Below are 15,899 nucleotides of genomic sequence, written 5' to 3' on the forward strand. Positions count from 1 at the left end.
GGCTGGGGTAGGCCCTACGTCCCGCCCGCGGGGCCGCCGGGCGGGGGGGGCGCCAGCTGCGCGACCCCCGGCCCCCGGAACGGGCGGCCCCGATGGGGGCCGCCCTTTCCGGTGCTTCGCGCTACTTCTTCTTGCCGCGCTTCTCACGCACCCGCACGGAGATGTGGATCGGCGTCCCGTCGAAGCCGAACTCCTCGCGCAGGCGGCGCTCGATGAAGCGCCGGTAGCCCGCCTCGATGAAGCCGGAGGCGAACAGCACGAACCGCGGCGGCTTGGTACCCGCCTGCGTGCCGAACAGGATGCGCGGCTGCTTGCCGCCCCGGACCGGGTGCGGGTGGGCCGCGACCAGCTCACCGAGGAAGGCGTTCAGCCGTCCCGTCGGGACCCGGGTCTCCCAGCCCGCCAGGGCGGTCTCGATCGCGGGGACCAGCTTCTCCATGTGCCGGCCGGTGCGCGCCGAGACGTTGACCCGCGGCGCCCACGCCACCTGGCCGAGCTCGGTCTCGATCTCCCGCTCCAGGTAGTAGCGGCGCTCCTCGTCGAGGGTGTCCCACTTGTTGTACGCGAGGACGATCGCACGGCCCGCCTCGACGGCCATGGTGACGATCCGCTGGTCCTGCACCGAGATGGACTCGGAGCCGTCGATCAGGATGACCGCGACCTCCGCCTTCTCGACGGCGGCGGCGGTGCGCAGCGAGGCGTAGTAGTCGGCGCCCTGCTGGAGGTGGACGCGCTTGCGGATGCCCGCCGTGTCGACGAACTTCCAGGTGACGCCGCCGAGGTCGATCAGCTCGTCGACGGGGTCGCGGGTGGTGCCCGCCAGCTCGTTGACGACGACGCGCTCCTCGCCCGCCACCTTGTTCAGCAGGGAGGACTTGCCGACGTTCGGGCGGCCGATGAGGGCGATACGCCGCGGGCCGCCGATGCCGCCCCCGCCGAAGGTCTGCCGCGGCGCGTCGGGGAGCACCTCCAGGACCTGGTCGAGCATGTCGCCGGTGCCCCGGCCGTGCAGCGCGGAGACCGGGTGCGGCTCCCCCAGGCCCAGCGACCACAGGTAGGAGGCGTCGGCCTCGCCGCTCGGGCCGTCCACCTTGTTGGCACAGAGCACGACCGGCTTGCCGGCCTTGCGCAGCAGCCGGACGACGGCCTCGTCGGTGTCGGTGGCGCCGACCTTGGCGTCGACGACGAAGACGACCGCGTCGGCGGCCTCGATGGCGTACTCGGCCTGGGCGGCGACGGAGGCGTCGATGCCGAGGACGTCCTGCTCCCAGCCGCCGGTGTCGACGACCTTGAAGCGGCGGCCCGCCCATTCGGCCTCGTAGGTCACCCGGTCGCGGGTGACTCCGGGCTTGTCCTCGACGACCGCCTCACGGCGGCCGATGATGCGGTTCACCAGGGTCGACTTGCCGACGTTGGGGCGGCCGACGACGGCGAGCACGGGAAGCGGGCCGTGACCGGCCTCCTCGATGGCGCCCTCGACGTCCTCGAGGTCGAAGCCCTCCTCCGCGGCGAGCTCCATGAACTCCGCGAACTCGGCGTCGCCGAGCGCCCCGTGGTCGTGCTCGTGGGCGCCCTCGGACGCGTCCGAGCCGTCGGGCTGGATGTGGTCGTTCATGAAGTCCGTACCTCGTCGTTCATTCGTGGTGGTCGGTGGAGTACCCGGTGGTCCGGGCTGATCCACTACTCAGTGTCGCCTGGCGCCTGGTGAGGTGCCTGGCGTTTTCCAGGTGGGCCGCCAGCTGCTTCTGGATGCGCCCGGTCGCCTCGTCCAGCGCCTTGCGCGTCCGGCGACCGCTGCCGTCGCCCGCCTCGAAGGGCTCGCCGAAGACGACGTCGACACGGGAGCGCAGCGGAGGCAGCCCCTTTATCAACCGCCCCCGCCGCTCGGAACTTCCCAGTACGGCCACCGGCACGATCGGGGCGCCGCTGCGCACCGCGAAGTACGCGAGGCCGGCGCGCAGCGAGGCGAAGTCGCCCTCGCCCCGGGTGCCCTCGGGGAAGATACCGAGCACGCCGCCGTTGTCCAGGATGCCGAGCGCCCGGGTGATCGCCGTGCGGTCGGTGGTGTCGCGGTCGACCTTGACCTGCCCGATGCCGAGCAGGAAGGGGTCCAGCGGGCCGATGAAGGCTTCCTTCTTGATCAGGAAGTGCGTCGGCCGGGGCGCCACGCCCATGACCATCGGGCCGTCGATGTTGTGGGAGTGGTTGACGGCGAGGATCACCGGGCCGCTCGCGGGCACCCGCCAGGCGCCCAGCACACGCGGCTTCCACAGCCCGTACATCAGGCCGACGCCGATGCGCCGCCCGACCTCGGCACCCCGCGCCGAAGGCAGCTCGGTCACTTTCCGGCCCGCTTCTCCTCGACGAGGGTGACGACGCACTCGATGACCTGGGCCAGCGTGAGCTCGGTGGTGTCCACCTCGACGGCGTCGTCCGCCTTGGCGAGCGGGGAGGTCTTGCGGCTGGAGTCGGCGGCGTCCCGCTTGATCAGGGCCTCGCGGGTGCTGTGGACGTCGGAGCCCTTCAGCTCACCGCTGCGGCGGGCGGCACGCGCCTCCGGGGAGGCGGTGAGGAAGATCTTGAGGTCGGCGTCGGGCAGCACGGTCGTGCCGATGTCCCGGCCCTCGACGACGATGCCCTTCTCCGCGGCGGCGGCGATCGAGCGTTGCAGCTCGGTGATCCGGGCGCGCACCTCGGGCACCGCGCTGACCGCGCTGACCTTGGAGGAGACCTCCTGGGTGCGGATCGGAGCCGAGACGTCCGCACCGTCGACCGTGATGGCAGGCCCCTCCGGGTCGGTGCCGGAGACGATCTCGGGCTTGCCCGCCACTGCGGCGACGGCGGACGGGTCGTCTATGTCGATGCCGTTGCTCACCATCCACCAGGTGATCGCCCGGTACTGGGCGCCGGTGTCCAGGTAGCTCAGCCCGAGCTGGGCCGCCACGGCCTTCGAGGTGCTCGACTTGCCGGTGCCGGCAGGGCCGTCGATGGCGACAATCACTGGCGTGGCGCTTTCCACAGTGGGGACCTTCCTGAACCGGGCTCTGCGGGGGTGAGGGCGCGAGTGCCCCGCACAAGGTTACTGGGTGCGCGTCACTCGTCCGGCCGCGCGTCCGGGGCCGCCGGACATGGCAGCCGGCGGCGCTCGGCCGTTGCCGGCCCGCCCGGCGTTCGAGGACGGGTCCGTTCAGGCCGAGGCCGGGACCCGGGGAGGGCGGAATCCCCCGGAACGCACACGGACCGCACCCCCTACTGCCGGAGCGCCCAGCCCCGTTCCCGCAGTGCGGCACTCAGCACCGGCGCCGCCTTCGGCTCCACCATCAGCTGCACCAGGCCGGCCTGTTGCCCCGTCGCATGCTCGATGCGTACGTCCTCGATGTTGACGCCCGCCAGGCCCGCGTCCGCGAAGATCCGGGCCAGCTGCCCCGGCTGGTCGTCGATGAGCACGGCCACGACCTCGTAGGCGCGCGGCGCGGACCCGTGCTTGCCGGGGACGCGGACCTGGCCGGCGTTGCCGCGCCGCAGCAGGTCCTCGACCCCGCCGACGCCCTCGCGGCGCTTGTGGTCGTCTGACGACTGCAGGGCACGCAGGGCCCGCACGGTCTCCTCCAGATCCGCGGCGACGTCCGTGAGCAGGTCGGCGACCGGCGCGGGGTTGGCGGAGAGGATGTCGATCCACATCCGGGGGTCGGAGGCGGCGATCCTCGTCACATCCCGGATGCCCTGCCCGCACAGCCGTACGGCGGCCTCCTCGGCGTGCTCCAGGCGCGCGGCGACCAGGCTGGAGACCAGGTGGGGCATGTGCGAGACGAGTGCCACGGCACGGTCGTGGGCGTCGGCTTCCATCACCACCGGCACGGCTCGGCAGTGCGAGACGAGTTCCAGGGCGAGGTTCAGCACCTCGGTGTCGGTGTCCCGGGTCGGGGTGAGGACCCAGGGACGGCCCTCGAAGAGGTCGCCGGTCGCGGCCAGCGGGCCGGACTTCTCCCGGCCGGACATGGGGTGCGAGCCGATGTACCGGGACAGGTCGAGGCCGCGTGCCTCCAGCTCGCGGCGCGGGCCGCCCTTGACGCTGGCGACGTCCAGGTAGCCGCGTCCGTCCCCCCGGCGCAGGGCGTCGGCGAGCACGTCGGCCACGTGCGCGGGCGGGGCGGCGACGATCACGAGGTCGACGGGCCCGTCCGGCGCCTCGTCCGTGCCGGCGCCGAGCGCGGCCGCCGTACGGGCCTGCTCGGGGTCCGGGTCGGTGAGGTGCACGGTGACGCCGCGCTGGGACAGGGCCAGGGCGGCGGACGTGCCGATGAGGCCGGTGCCGATGACGAGTGCGGTCCTCACTGGGCGATGTCCTTGCGCAGGGCGGCCGCGGCGCCGAGATAGACGTGGGCGATACCGGCCCGGGGCCGGTCGGACTCGATGTGCGCGAGGACGCGGACGACTCGGGGCATGGCGCCCTCGATGTCCAGTTCCTGGGCGCAGATCAGCGGCACGTCGACGATGCCCAGCTTGCGGGCGGCCGCGGCCGGGAAGTCGCTGTGCAGATCGGGCGTGGCCGTGAACCAGATGCTGATGAGGTCGTCGGCGGCGAGATCGTTGCGCTCCAGGATCTCCGTGAGCAGGGCTCCGACCTGCTCGTCCATGTGCCCGGCCTCGTCCCGTTCCAGTTGGACGGCGCCCCGGACCGCTCGTACCGCCACGGCGATGCTCCTTGCTGACGTGCGTGTCGCTCTGCCTCCCACCAGCCTAGTCAGCCCGCGCGACCCGAGTGCGCGGCGCCCGCCCGGTGAGACGCCAGGTACGGCACCTTTGGGTAAGTTCAGCATCTGAAGCTACACAAATTCCGATTTGCCCCCTTCGGTACGTTCGGAGTGACGACATGACCCACGAGACCACGCGCCGCACGGTTCTCCTCGCGACCGGCGCCACGGGTGCGGCGGCACTCGTCGCGGCCTGCGGCGGGGGCGGCGACGGCGGCTTCCGCGTCGACGGGCACCCCCACCGGCCAGGAATCGACGCACGGCCCCGCCGGGCAGGCCCTGGCCGACCTCGACGAGATCCCGGTCGGCGGCGGCAAGATCTTCGCGGACGAGAAGGTCGTGGTGACCCAGCCGGAGCAAGGCCGGCTCAAGGCCTTCTCGGCGATCTGCACCCATATGCAGTGCCTGGTGGGATCCGTCTCCGACGGCACGATCAACTGCCCCTGCCACGGCAGCAAGTTCAAGATCACCGACGGTGCGGTGGCCCACGGCCCGGCGACCCAGCCGCTGCCCGCCGAGCAGATCACCGTGGAGGGGAACTCGATCCGCCTGGCCTGAGGGCCCTCGCCAGGAACCGGGCCGTCACGCGTCCCAGAGTGCCCCGAGGGTGAGCAGGTCGCTCCGGTACTCCACGCGGTCGGCCCACTCGGTGGGCCAGGCCTCAGCGCCCAGGTACGCGCCCGCGAAGGCGCCCGTCAGGCAGGCGATCGAGTCCGAGTCGCCGGCGGTGCAGGCCGCGCGGCGCAGGGCCGTCACCGGCTCGTCGACGAAGAGCAGGAAGCACAGCAGCCCGGTCGCCAGGGCCTCCTCGGCGATCCATCCCTCGCCGGTGGCCAGACAGGGGTCGGTCTCCGGCGAGACGGTGCGCACGGCCTGCCGGAGCCGTTCGAGGGCCTCGATGCACTCGTCCCAGCCACGGGCGATGAACTGCCCGGGGCTCGGATCCCCGGCCCGCCGCCACAGGTCACCGAGCCAGCGCTCGTGGTAGTGACTGCGGTTCTCCAGGGCGTACGAGCGGAGCAGGCCGATCAGCCCGGTCGGCTCGGCGCCCTGCGCGAGCAGGCGCACGGCGTGCGCGGTGAGGTCGGACGCGGCGAGCGCGGTGGGGTGCCCGTGGGTGAGGGCGGACTGCAACTGGGCTGCGCCGGCGCGCTGTTCGTCACTGAGGCCGGGGACCAGCCCCAGGGGCGCGACGCGCATGTTGGCGCCGCAGCCCTTGGATTGGATCTGGCTGGCGTCCTGCCAGGAGCGGTCCGTGTGTTCCAGCAGCGCGCAGGCCCGCAGACAGGTGTTGCCGGGGGCGCGGTTGTTCTCCGGAGAGCGGTTCCAGGCGATGAATTCCTGTCGCACCGCCGAGGCCATCCCCTGGGGCCCGAGTACGCCCCGGTCCATCGCTGCCCGTATCCCCCGCCCGAGCGCCAGCGTCATCTGTGTGTCGTCGGTGACGATCGCCGGCGCCGGAAGTCTCATCTGGCGCCATGGCCCGCACTTGGCGAGGATCGAGGGCACGTCGTTGAACTCGGTCGGAAAGCCCAGCGCGTCCCCTAGGGCGAGACCCGTGAGCGCTCCGGTGGCGGCCTGCTTGTGGACGAGCATGGTCATGCGGGGCGTCCTTCCCGGGTGTGCCGGAGGAGGGGTGGATGGAGGGTGGTGGCGGTTCCGGCGCGGTACAGCGCGGCGGGCTTGCCGCGGCCGCCGGTCAGTCGCGCGGCACCCGGGACGGCTTCGACGAAGCCGGGGGTGGCGAGCACCTTGCGCCGGAAGTTGGGCCGGTCGAGCTCGGTGCCCCACACGGTCTCGTAGACCTGCTGGAGCTCGCCGAGGGTGAACTCGGGCGGGCAGAAGGCGGTGGCGAGGCAGGTGTACTCGAACTTGGCGCCGACGCGGTCGTGGGCGTCGGCCAGGATGCGGTCATGGTCGAAGGCGAGCGGCCCGGCCGTCCCGTACGGCACCCAGCGGGCCTGCGCGGCGTCGCTGCCGCCGTGCGCCTCGGGCGCGTCGGGCAGCAGCGCGGCGAAGGCGACCGAGACGACCCGCATCCGCGGGTCCCGGCCGGGCTCGCTGTAGGTCCGCAGCTGCTCCAGGTGCAGCCCCGAGACGTCGGACAGGCCGGTCTCCTCGGCGAGTTCACGCCGGGCGGCCGTCTCCGCCGACTCGTCCGGCTGCAGGAATCCGCCGGGCAGCGCCCAGTGCCCGGCGTACGGCTCCTGCCCGCGCTCGACGAGCAGCACGTGCAGTGCGCCCTCCCGCACGGTGAACACCGCGAGGTCGACGGTGACGGCGAAGGGCTCATGGGCGTGCTTGTCGTAGCCGTTCATGGCGAACGCGAACACCCCCTCTTATAGTCAGCACGACTATAAGAGGGGGTGCCGGTCGATCACAAGGTCTAGAGGTCGACCTCCTGCATCAGCATCCCGACCTCCGTGTTGGACAGCCGCCGCAGCCAGCCCGACTTCTGGTCGCCCAGGGCGATCGGCCCGAAGGAGACCCGGACCAGCTTGTCGACCGGGAAGCCGGCCTCCGCGAGCATCCGGCGCACGATGTGCTTGCGGCCCTCGTGGAGGGTGACCTCGACGAGGTAGTTCTTGCCGGTCTGCTGGACGACGCGGAAGTGGTCCGCGCGGGCGTAGCCGTCTTCCAGCTGGATGCCGTCCTTGAGCTGCTTGCCCAGGTCGCGCGGGATGGGCCCGACGATGTGCGCGAGGTAGGTCTTCTTCACGCCGTACTTCGGGTGGGTCAGCCGGTGGGCGAGCTCACCGTGGTTGGTGAGCAGGATGACGCCCTCGGTCTCGGTGTCGAGCCGGCCGACGTGGAAGAGCCGCGTCTCGCGGTTGGTGACGTAGTCACCGAGGCACTGCCGGCCCTCGGGGTCCTCCATCGTCGACACGACCCCGGCGGGCTTGTTGAGCGAGAAGAACTGGTAGCTCTGCGTGGCGACGGTCAGACCGTCGACCTTGATCTCGTCCTTCTCCGGGTCGACGCGCCGCCCCTGCTCCAGGACGATCTCACCGTTGATCTCGACCCGGGCCTGCTCGATCAGCTCCTCGCAGGAGCGCCGGGAGCCGAAGCCCGCGCGGGCGAGGACCTTCTGCAGCCGCTCGCCCTCCTGCTCGGCGCCGGGGAAGGTCTTCGGAAGCTTGACCTCCTTCTTCCCTGCGTACCGGTCGCGGTTGCGCTCCTCGACCTGCGCCTCGTACTCACGCGGGCGGGCCGGGGCCGTACGCCCCTGCCTCTGGGGCTGCTTGGGGCCGCCCTTCGCGCCGCCCCGGGCGGAGCCGCCGCGCCCGGACTTGGGGCCGTCCTTCGTCGCCCCGGGACCCACGTCGTAGCGGCGCTCCTCGGGGCGGGGCTTCTTCGGACGGCCGCTGCCCTGCTGGTCATCGCGGTTGTTGCCGGCGCCGCGGAAGTTGCCGCGACCACCACCACTCCCGCCGCGGCCGCCGCTGTTGCCACCACGGCTCCCGCCGTTGTTTCCGCTGCTGTTCCTGCCGCTGCTGCTTCGCATCAAAATTCCGTCTGGTCGTCTTCGTCGGTACCCGGGGTGGCCGGGCGGCTGCCCGGCACGTCGTCGTCAGGCGCGTCCGGGTCGAACGACGGTACGCCTTCCTGGGTCTCGGCCTCGATCGCCTCCGCCTCCGGGAGGAAGGGCGCGAGCTCCGGGAGCTCGTTCAGACCGCGCAGGCCCATCCGCTCCAGGAAGTAGTTCGTCGTCCTGTACAGGATCGCACCTGTTTCGGGTTCCGTGCCCGCCTCCTCTGTCAGTCCGCGCTGGAGGAGGGTGCGCATGACACCGTCGCAGTTCACTCCGCGCACCGCGGAGACCCGGCTGCGGCTGACCGGCTGGCGGTAGGCGACGACGGCCAGGGTCTCCAGGGCGGCCTGGGTGAGACGGGCCTGCTGGCCGTCCAGGACGAAGCGCTCGACGGCCGGCGCGAAGGCGGCCCGGGTGTAGAAGCGCCAGCCGTTCGCGACGTAGCGCAGCTCGAAACCGCGGCCCTGGACCGTGTACTCGTCGGCCAGCTCGCGCAGGGTGTCCGCGATCAGGCGCCTCGGCCGCTCCAGTATCTTCGCCAGGTGCTCCTCGGTCGCGGGCTCGTCCACGACCATGAGGACGGCCTCCAGCGCGGGCTTGAGGTCGAGATCTGCGACGCCGGGCGTCCCGGGCGGCAGGTCGGTGGTTGACTCGCTCACGCCTTCTTCTCCTCCTTCGGCGGCTCGGGCGGCCGGTCGAACTCGTCGGTGACCGTCGGTGTCTCGTCCCCGTCGCCGCCGGTCCACCGCACGAGCAGGTCCCCGAGCGCGGTCTCCTGCTCCAGGGCCACGGCCTTCTCGCGGTACAGCTCCAGCAGGGCGAGGAACCTCGCGACGATGGTCAGGGTGTCGTCGGTGTCCGCCACGAGGTCCCGGAAGCCGGCCTCGCCGAGCTCCCTGAGCCGGGCCACGACGATCTGTGCCTGCTCCTGCACACTGACCAGGGGGGCGTGGATGTGGTCCACGTAGACCTGCGGCTTGGGCCGCGGCTGCATCGCCTTCACGGCGAGCCTGGCGAATCCTTCCGCCCCGATGCTGATGACGACGTCGGGCAGCAGTTCGGCGTGGTGCGCCTCGAGTCCGACGGTCCGGGGGTAGCGCCGGGCCTCGTCGTCGAGCCGCCCGCTGAAGATGTCGGCGATCTGCTTGTACGCACGGTACTGCAGCAGCCGGGCGAACAGCAGGTCCCGTGCTTCGAGCAGCGCGAGATCGCCCTCGTCCTCCACCTCGGCGGCGGGCAGCAGCCGCGCGGCCTTCAGGTCGAGCAGGGTGGCGGCGACGACCAGGAACTCGGTCGTCTCGTCCAGGTCCCAGTCCGGCCCCATCGCCCGGATGTACGCCATGAACTCGTCGGTCACCTTCGACAGCGCGACTTCGGTGACGTCCAGCTTGTGCCGGGAGATCAACTGCAACAGCAGGTCGAAAGGCCCCTCGAAGTTGGCGAGCCGGACCTTGAAGACCCCGTCGTCCGCCGCCGCGTCGGCGTCACCGGCGGGGGGCGGGGGGCTCCCGGCCGCGCCCGCGGGCGGCACCATAGGTCCGGCCGCCTCCGCAGGCGGCGCCGTAGATCCGGCCTCACCCGCAGGCGGCACCGCAGATCCGGCCGCCTCCACAGGCGGCGCCGTGGTCTCAGCCGCACCCCCAGGCGGCGCCAAGGGCGCTGCCGTGTCCACCGGCCCGGCAGCGCCGGCATGCAGCGGCATGAGCCCGGCCCCGTCGACGGGCGGCATGCTCCCGGCCGCGCCCGCGGGCGGCACCGCAGATCCGGCCGCCTCCACAGGCGGCGCCGTGGTCTCAGCCGCACCCCCAGGCGGCGCCAAGGGCACTGCCGTGTCCACCGGCCCGGGAGCCACGGCTTCCTGAGGCGCGGACTCCGGCGGCTCGGCTTCCGGCCGCTCAGCCGGCGGAGCCGTCCACGGAGCCGTGGGCCCCCTCCCCAGCGCGCGCCGGCGGCCGGCCGGGCCGCCGGGGGGAGGTGGGGAAGCGTTCGAGGTCATGGCCTCCGCAGGCTACCGCTACCGCCCGCGCAGTCGTCGTACGAGGATGCTGGCGTCTCCGCGGGTCTCCAGGTCGGCGAGGACCACCGCGACCGCCTCGCGGACGATGCGTCCGCGGTCCACGGCCAGACCGTGCTCGCCACGGAGGACGAGACGGGCGTGCTCGAGGTCCATGAGCTCCTCGGCCGACACGTACACCGTGATCTTCTCGTCGTGCCGCTCACGACCGCTCGGGCGGCGCGAGGGGTTCCGCCCGCGCTTGCGGGGCGCGGCCGCTGCCGCACCGGCGGCAGAACCTTCCTGCGCCGCCTGCCGGCGGGCGGCGCCGGAGCGCTCGGCGGCCCCGGAACGGCTGTGGCCCTCCCCTGCCTCGCCCTGCTCCGCGTCCGCCGCTACATGCTCCGGACCGTCACCGTCGCCGCCCTGCGCGGGCACCGACTGCGGCGCGTCCTCCGCCGCAGCCGCCACGTCGCCCTCTCCCGCCGGAGCGGGCACCCGGGCGTCGCCGTTGGCCTGACGCCGGGGCTGGGACGACTGAAGCGCCATACCCCCTGTCGTACGGAAGAGTTCGTCGGCCCCCGGCAGACTCACTCGGCGTGACACCGGGCGAGCACCTCCCTGGCGAGCTGGCGATAGGCGGCGGCACCGACGGAGTTGGAGGCGTAGGTGGTGATCGGCTCACCGGCGACCGTGGTCTCCGGGAAGCGGACCGTGCGCCCGATGACCGTGTGGTAGACGTGGTCGTCGAAGGCCTCGACCACCCGCGCGAGCACCTCACGGCTGTGCACCGTGCGCGAGTCGTACATGGTGGCGAGGATGCCGTCGAGCTCCAGCTCCGGGTTGAGCCGTTCCTGGACCTTCTCGATGGTCTCCGTCAGCAGGGCCACACCGCGCAGCGCGAAGAACTCGCACTCCAGCGGCACTATCACCTTGTGCGCGGCCGTCAGGGCGTTCACCGTGAGCAGGCCGAGCGAGGGCTGGCAGTCGATGACGATGAAGTCGTAGTCGGGCAGCAGCGGCTTCAGGGCGCGCTGCAGCGTCGACTCGCGGGCGACCTCGGAGACCAGCTGGACCTCGGCCGCCGACAGGTCGATGTTGCTGGGCAGCAGGTCCATGTTGGGGACCGCCGTCTTCAGCAGCACCTCGTCGGCCGCCATCCCCCGCTCCATGAGCAGGTTGTAGACGGTGAGGTCGAGTTCCATCGGGTTGACACCGAGTCCGACCGACAGCGCGCCCTGCGGGTCGAAGTCCACGAGCAGGACCCGGCGTCCGTACTCCGCGAGCGCGGCACCCAGGTTGATGGTCGACGTGGTCTTGCCGACGCCGCCCTTCTGGTTGCACATCGCGATGATCTTCGCGGGCCCGTGCTCGGGCAGCGGGCCCGGGATCGGGAAGTACGGCAGCGGGCGCCCGGTCGGGCCGACGCGCTCGCGGCGCTGTCTGGCCGCGTCGGGCGCGAGAGTGGCCGCGTACTCGGGATCGGGCTCGTACTCCGCGTCGGGGTCGTAGAAGTGCCCCTCGGGCAGTTCGTCGTAGTCGGCGAAGTGGTTGTGGGGCGCGCCACTTCCGTCGCCGGCCATGGCGTTCACGTGATGGCCATCCATCTTCTGGTGTGCAGTGTGAGTCGCTTGCTGACTCTGGTGGGCTGCGAAGGTGCGCACAGCGACGGAGCCGACAGCCGCGTACCCCGCGGGCTCCTGGTCCCGTGCAGGCATTCCTGGTTGGCCACCCCCGGGAGTAAATGTCGACTCATTCACAAGTCGTCTTACCTCCTTGGTGACCAGGAAACTTCTAGACAGGTCAGCGTGGCACCATGCCGACAGCTGGCGACTCTATGGCGTGTCGGGCGTCCGCAGCAACACAATCCGCCGGACCCGGCCCGATGTGTCGGCAATGAAACATCCCGCTGTCAAGGGCGTACGGCCGTCGCACGGCAGGTTTCACCGGTGTGCGAATCGGTTGAAGGGTTACGTTCGAGGCGAGTTGCGCGAGAATCGCGAAGTGACCATACACACATCCGGCCGGACCTTGTCGGGCAAGGTCCGGCCGGGTGTGCGGCGTTGACGACCCGTGTTGACGTATCGCCTTTGCCGGTTGGTTGGTTAGCCGACTTTCCGGCTGTGCGGCCTCAGCCGAGCAGCGAGGTCAGCTCCACGTGCTCCACGCCGTGCGCCTCGGCAACCTCGCGGTAAACGACCTTGCCGTCATGCGTGTTGAGGCCCCTGGCCAGCGACGGGTCGCGGCGCAGCGCGTCCGCCCAGCCGTGGTCGGCCAGCTCGACGATGTACGGCAGCGTCGCGTTGGTCAGCGCGTAGGTGGAGGTGTTCGGCACCGCGCCGGGCATGTTGGCGACGCAGTAGAAGACCGAGTTGTGGACCCGGAAGGCCGGCTCGGCGTGGGTGGTCGGGCGGGAGTCCTCGAAGCAGCCGCCCTGGTCGATCGCGATGTCGACAAGGACACTTCCGGGCTTCATCCGCGAGACGAGTTCGTTGGTGACCAGCTTCGGGGCCTTGGCGCCGGGGATCAGCACCGCGCCGATGACGAGGTCGGCCTCCAGGCAGGCCTTCTCCAGCTCGAAGGCGTTGGAGACGACGGTCTGGATCTTCGTGCCGAAGACCTTGTCGGCCTCGCGGAGCTTGTTGATGTCCTTGTCGAGCAGGGTCACGTGGAAGCCCATGCCGATGGCGATCTGCGCGGCGTTCCAGCCGGAGACACCGCCGCCGATCACGACGGCACGGCCGGCCAGCACGCCGGGGACGCCGCCGGGCAGCACACCGCGGCCGCCGTTGGCACGCATCAGGTGGTAGGCGCCGACCTGCGGCGCCAGCCGGCCCGCGACCTCGGACATCGGGGCGAGCAGCGGCAGCGCGCGGCTCGGCAGCTCGACGGTCTCGTAGGCGATGGCCGTGGTGCCCGACTCCAGCAGCGCGTCCGTGCACTCCTTGGAGGCGGCCAGGTGCAGGTAGGTGAAGAGCGTCTGGTCCTTGCGGAGGCGGTGGTACTCCTCGGCGATGGGCTCCTTGACCTTCAGCAGCAGGTCGGCGGCGGCCCACACCTCGTCGGCGGTGCCCAGGATCTGCGCTCCGGCGGCGACGTACTCCTCGTTCGTGATCGAGGAGCCGACGCCGGCGTCGCGCTCGATGACGACCTGGTGGCCGTGGCGCACCAGCTCGTGCACACCGGCGGGGGTGATGGCCACCCGGAACTCGTTGTTCTTGACCTCGCGGGGGATGCCGACCTTCACGTCGATCACGGTCCTTGGCTCAGAGGGTATGGGGGGTCTTACTCAGACATACCCGGGCACGCACGGGCACACCGGGAGAGACCGCAGGAGAACGTGCGGCAGAGCCAGTCTAATGAAGGCGTTCTCGCTGTCCAGCCTTTCATTGCATCAATCTTCAGCTGATGCGGTACGGATTTCGCAGGCGTCAGGGTCATTTTGAAGGTTTGAGTCGCCGAGAATCCCCTCGGCGGCGCCCCGGTGCAGCCCCGCCGACGCGGGATCACCCAGGCGTTCGAGGGTCTCGGCGACCCGCAGGTGCAGGGCCGCCTGCAGCCGCGGATCCTCGGCGCGCCGTGCCCACTCCACGGCCTCCCGGCAGGTGCGCAGCGACTCCTCGGGGCGGCCCACGTGCTCCTGGACCCGTGCCAGCTCGCCCAGGGCCCGGGCCTGGGCGGCCACGTCGCCGTGCTTGCGGTGACCGGCGATGGCCGCCCGCCAGTTCCGCAGGGCCTCGCCGTAGCGGCCCGCCTGCGTGTGGGCGGCGGCGATGCGCCCGTAGAGCCGAGCGGCCTCGGCGCGCTCGCCCCGGGCGAGCCGGTCGACCAGGGCACGGCCGAACCAGTCGGCTGCCCGGTCGAAGTCGCCGAGCTCCAGGTGCGCGCCGCCTACGGATTCCATGGCGCGGCCGGTCGCGTACGGGTCGTTCACCTCGCGCCCGGCGTCCAGCGCGGCCCGGTAGCGCGCCAGGGCGTCGGCCGTGCGGCCGGTGCGGGCGTCCAGGTCGCCGAGGTTCAGCAGGGCGGCGGCCCGCTCGCGGGGCAGGTTCCGGCGCTCGGCGACGTCGAGGACCAAGCCGTGGATCTCGTAGAGGTCGGGTGCGGCGGCCCGGGTGCCGATGTGCGCCGCCATCGCCCGGACCAGCTGGGACATCAGCCGTCGGGCCAGGGTGTCCAGCTCCCCGTCGGCGACCGCGAGCCGGGCCGAGGCCAGCAGGGCCGGCCGGGTCAGGCGCAGCCAGTCGGCGGCCGCCCGCGGAGTGGGGAAGCGCAGCGCGCGGGGCATGTCGAGGAGCTTCTGGCGGGCCTGCGGGCTGTCGGTCTCGGTGATCGCCCGGCAGGCCTGGAGCAGCCGGACGGTGCGCTCCAGCATGCGGGCGCGGGCCAGCTGGAGATCGGCCGGGCGTTCGTGGTGCTCGGCGAGGATCCGCAGCTGCGGGTGCAGACAGCCGGGCACCTCGTACTGCGGCAGCGGCGAGTCCACCGTGTGCAGGAAGCCCAGGGTGGCGAAGCTCTCCAGGGTGGTGCGTGCGCTGTCGACCGAGCAGCCGACGAGCGCGGACGCGGTCTGCGGGTCGACGAGGCCGGCCGGGGCGAGGGCGAGCAGCCGCAGCATCCGGGCGGCGGTCGTGGGCAGGGCGGCATGGGCGAGCCGGAAGACCCGGGTCAGGGCCGTGCCCTCGGAGTCGTCGGCGCGCAGCTGCTTGGCCAGGTCGGAGACGGCGGCCTTGGGGCGGGCGGCGAGCCAGCCGCCCGCCAGCATCAGCGCGGCGGGCTGCCCCTGGCACTCCTCGGCGAGGCCCTCGGCGGCCCGGGGATCGACGGTGATGCGGACCGAGCCGGTGTGCCGGGCCAGCAGATCCACCCCGGACTTGGCGTCCAGGCCGCCCAGGATGCAGGGGCGGACGTCGGAGATGCCGGTCAGCGGGCCCTCGGAGACCGCGACTACGAGGCAGTCCGGGGCGTCGGGCAGCAGGGCGTCGACCTGCTCGGCGTCGGCCGCGTCGTCCAGCAGGAGCAGCACCCGGCGGCCGGCCAGGGCGGTGCGCAGGGCATCGGTGAGGTCGTCCTCACCGGCCCCGGCCGGCGCCTGCTCGTCCAGGGCGGTGAGGAGGTCCCGGGCGGCGCGTCCTACGGGGACGGGGGTGCCGTCGGGTTCGGTGAGGCTCGCGCGCAGCACCCCGTCGGGGTAACGGTGTGCGACCTGCCGGACGAGTTCCCCGGCGAGTGCGGTACGGCCCGATCCGGGCCGGCCGGCGATGAGCAGCACACGGGCGCGGGGCGCCTTGCGGCCTGCCAGGGTGTCCAGTCCGGCGCGCTCGATGTCGGCGCGCAGTTCCTTCAACTCCCGTGTACGGCCGAGGAACTCGCTCGCCTCCGCAGCGGGCCCGGCCGGCCGCACGTCGCCTGTCTCCACGACCTGATCCGTCACGGGCCACACTCCCGTCCCACCGCACACGCAAGCCCGCCGGGACTCCGGTTCGGGCGTGCCCCAGAGCCTAGTTCACGCTCTGCTACGTTCCGGGCGGAGCACGGCGAGCACGGCGGAGGCATCCCCCGATCGGATCAGCAGATCGTAGGACCGACACCGTCAGGGAAGCGCCTCTGAAAGGGGTGC

Annotated in this window: 14 protein-coding genes and 1 pseudogene; 1 reads left to right on the plus strand and 14 read right to left on the minus strand. The window is 72.2% G+C overall.

Annotated elements, in window-relative coordinates:
* Nucleotides 1-121 precede the first annotated feature (121 nt).
* From der to aroH, 5 genes are all read right to left on the minus strand, one after another.
* Nucleotides 122-1,615: a ribosome biogenesis GTPase Der gene (gene der, locus ACFCXS_RS38360; protein ID WP_376647972.1), complete on the minus strand. Its 1,494-nt coding sequence runs from the start codon at nt 1,613-1,615 to the stop codon at nt 122-124.
* Nucleotides 1,616-1,634: 19 nt separating this feature from the next.
* Nucleotides 1,635-2,342 carry a lysophospholipid acyltransferase family protein gene (locus ACFCXS_RS38365; RefSeq protein ID WP_376647973.1) on the minus strand — a complete coding sequence of 236 codons (708 nt, stop codon included), beginning with the start codon at nt 2,340-2,342 and terminating at the stop codon, nt 1,635-1,637.
* On the minus strand, nt 2,339-3,001 hold the full coding sequence (gene cmk / locus ACFCXS_RS38370; RefSeq protein ID WP_376647974.1) for a (d)CMP kinase: 663 nt from the start codon (nt 2,999-3,001) through the stop codon (nt 2,339-2,341). The genes ACFCXS_RS38365 and cmk overlap by 4 nt, the downstream gene beginning before the upstream one ends.
* 248 nt (nt 3,002-3,249) lie before the next feature.
* On the minus strand, nt 3,250-4,335 hold the full coding sequence (locus ACFCXS_RS38375) for a prephenate dehydrogenase (protein ID WP_376647975.1): 1,086 nt from the start codon (nt 4,333-4,335) through the stop codon (nt 3,250-3,252).
* The gene (gene aroH / locus ACFCXS_RS38380; RefSeq protein WP_184844540.1) at nt 4,332-4,694 is read right to left on the minus strand and encodes a chorismate mutase; all 363 of its coding nucleotides are present in this window, start codon (nt 4,692-4,694) and stop codon (nt 4,332-4,334) included. The genes ACFCXS_RS38375 and aroH overlap by 4 nt, the downstream gene beginning before the upstream one ends.
* Nucleotides 4,695-4,873: 179 nt before the next feature.
* Here aroH and ACFCXS_RS38385 point away from each other — a divergent pair.
* A pseudogene (locus tag ACFCXS_RS38385) lies at nt 4,874-5,312 on the plus strand (Rieske (2Fe-2S) protein).
* 24 nt (nt 5,313-5,336) lie between these two features.
* On the opposite strand, the gene ACFCXS_RS38390 reads toward ACFCXS_RS38385, so the two are convergent.
* The 9 genes from ACFCXS_RS38390 to ACFCXS_RS38430 all read right to left on the minus strand — a co-directional run bounded on the left by ACFCXS_RS38390 (nt 5,337) and on the right by ACFCXS_RS38430 (nt 15,713).
* Nucleotides 5,337-6,356 carry an ADP-ribosylglycohydrolase family protein gene (locus ACFCXS_RS38390; RefSeq protein WP_376647976.1) on the minus strand — a complete coding sequence of 340 codons (1,020 nt, stop codon included), beginning with the start codon at nt 6,354-6,356 and terminating at the stop codon, nt 5,337-5,339.
* Nucleotides 6,353-7,072 (minus strand): NUDIX domain-containing protein, encoded by a 720-nt coding sequence (locus ACFCXS_RS38395; RefSeq protein ID WP_376647996.1) that lies wholly within the window; start codon nt 7,070-7,072, stop codon nt 6,353-6,355. The genes ACFCXS_RS38390 and ACFCXS_RS38395 overlap by 4 nt, the downstream gene beginning before the upstream one ends.
* A gap of 68 nt (nt 7,073-7,140) precedes the next feature.
* Nucleotides 7,141-8,259, minus strand: coding sequence for a pseudouridine synthase (locus ACFCXS_RS38400; RefSeq protein WP_376647977.1), 1,119 nt, complete (start codon nt 8,257-8,259; stop codon nt 7,141-7,143).
* A complete protein-coding gene (gene scpB, locus ACFCXS_RS38405; protein WP_376647978.1) occupies nt 8,259-8,945 on the minus strand; it encodes an SMC-Scp complex subunit ScpB in 687 nt (228 codons plus the stop codon). The genes ACFCXS_RS38400 and scpB overlap by 1 nt, the downstream gene beginning before the upstream one ends.
* Nucleotides 8,942-10,015: a segregation/condensation protein A gene (locus ACFCXS_RS38410; RefSeq protein ID WP_376647979.1), complete on the minus strand. Its 1,074-nt coding sequence runs from the start codon at nt 10,013-10,015 to the stop codon at nt 8,942-8,944. Before ACFCXS_RS38410 ends, scpB begins: the two co-directional genes overlap by 4 nt.
* Before the next feature lie 285 nt (nt 10,016-10,300).
* Nucleotides 10,301-10,885, minus strand: a complete 585-nt coding sequence (locus ACFCXS_RS38415) for a hypothetical protein (protein ID WP_376647980.1) — start codon at nt 10,883-10,885, stop codon at nt 10,301-10,303.
* Entirely contained in the window at nt 10,870-11,997 is a 1,128-nt protein-coding gene (locus ACFCXS_RS38420) for a ParA family protein (protein WP_221756744.1), read from the minus strand. The genes ACFCXS_RS38415 and ACFCXS_RS38420 overlap by 16 nt, the downstream gene beginning before the upstream one ends.
* Before the next feature lie 413 nt (nt 11,998-12,410).
* Nucleotides 12,411-13,535: an alanine dehydrogenase gene (gene ald, locus ACFCXS_RS38425; protein WP_376647981.1), complete on the minus strand. Its 1,125-nt coding sequence runs from the start codon at nt 13,533-13,535 to the stop codon at nt 12,411-12,413.
* Between the two features lie 138 nt (nt 13,536-13,673).
* Nucleotides 13,674-15,713: a tetratricopeptide repeat protein gene (locus ACFCXS_RS38430; protein WP_376647982.1), complete on the minus strand. Its 2,040-nt coding sequence runs from the start codon at nt 15,711-15,713 to the stop codon at nt 13,674-13,676.
* Nucleotides 15,714-15,899 lie beyond the last annotated feature (186 nt).

The sequence above is a fragment of the Streptomyces sp. NPDC056373 genome (genome assembly GCF_042262425.1).
In the GTDB taxonomy this organism is placed as follows: Bacteria; Actinomycetota; Actinomycetes; order Streptomycetales; family Streptomycetaceae; genus Streptomyces.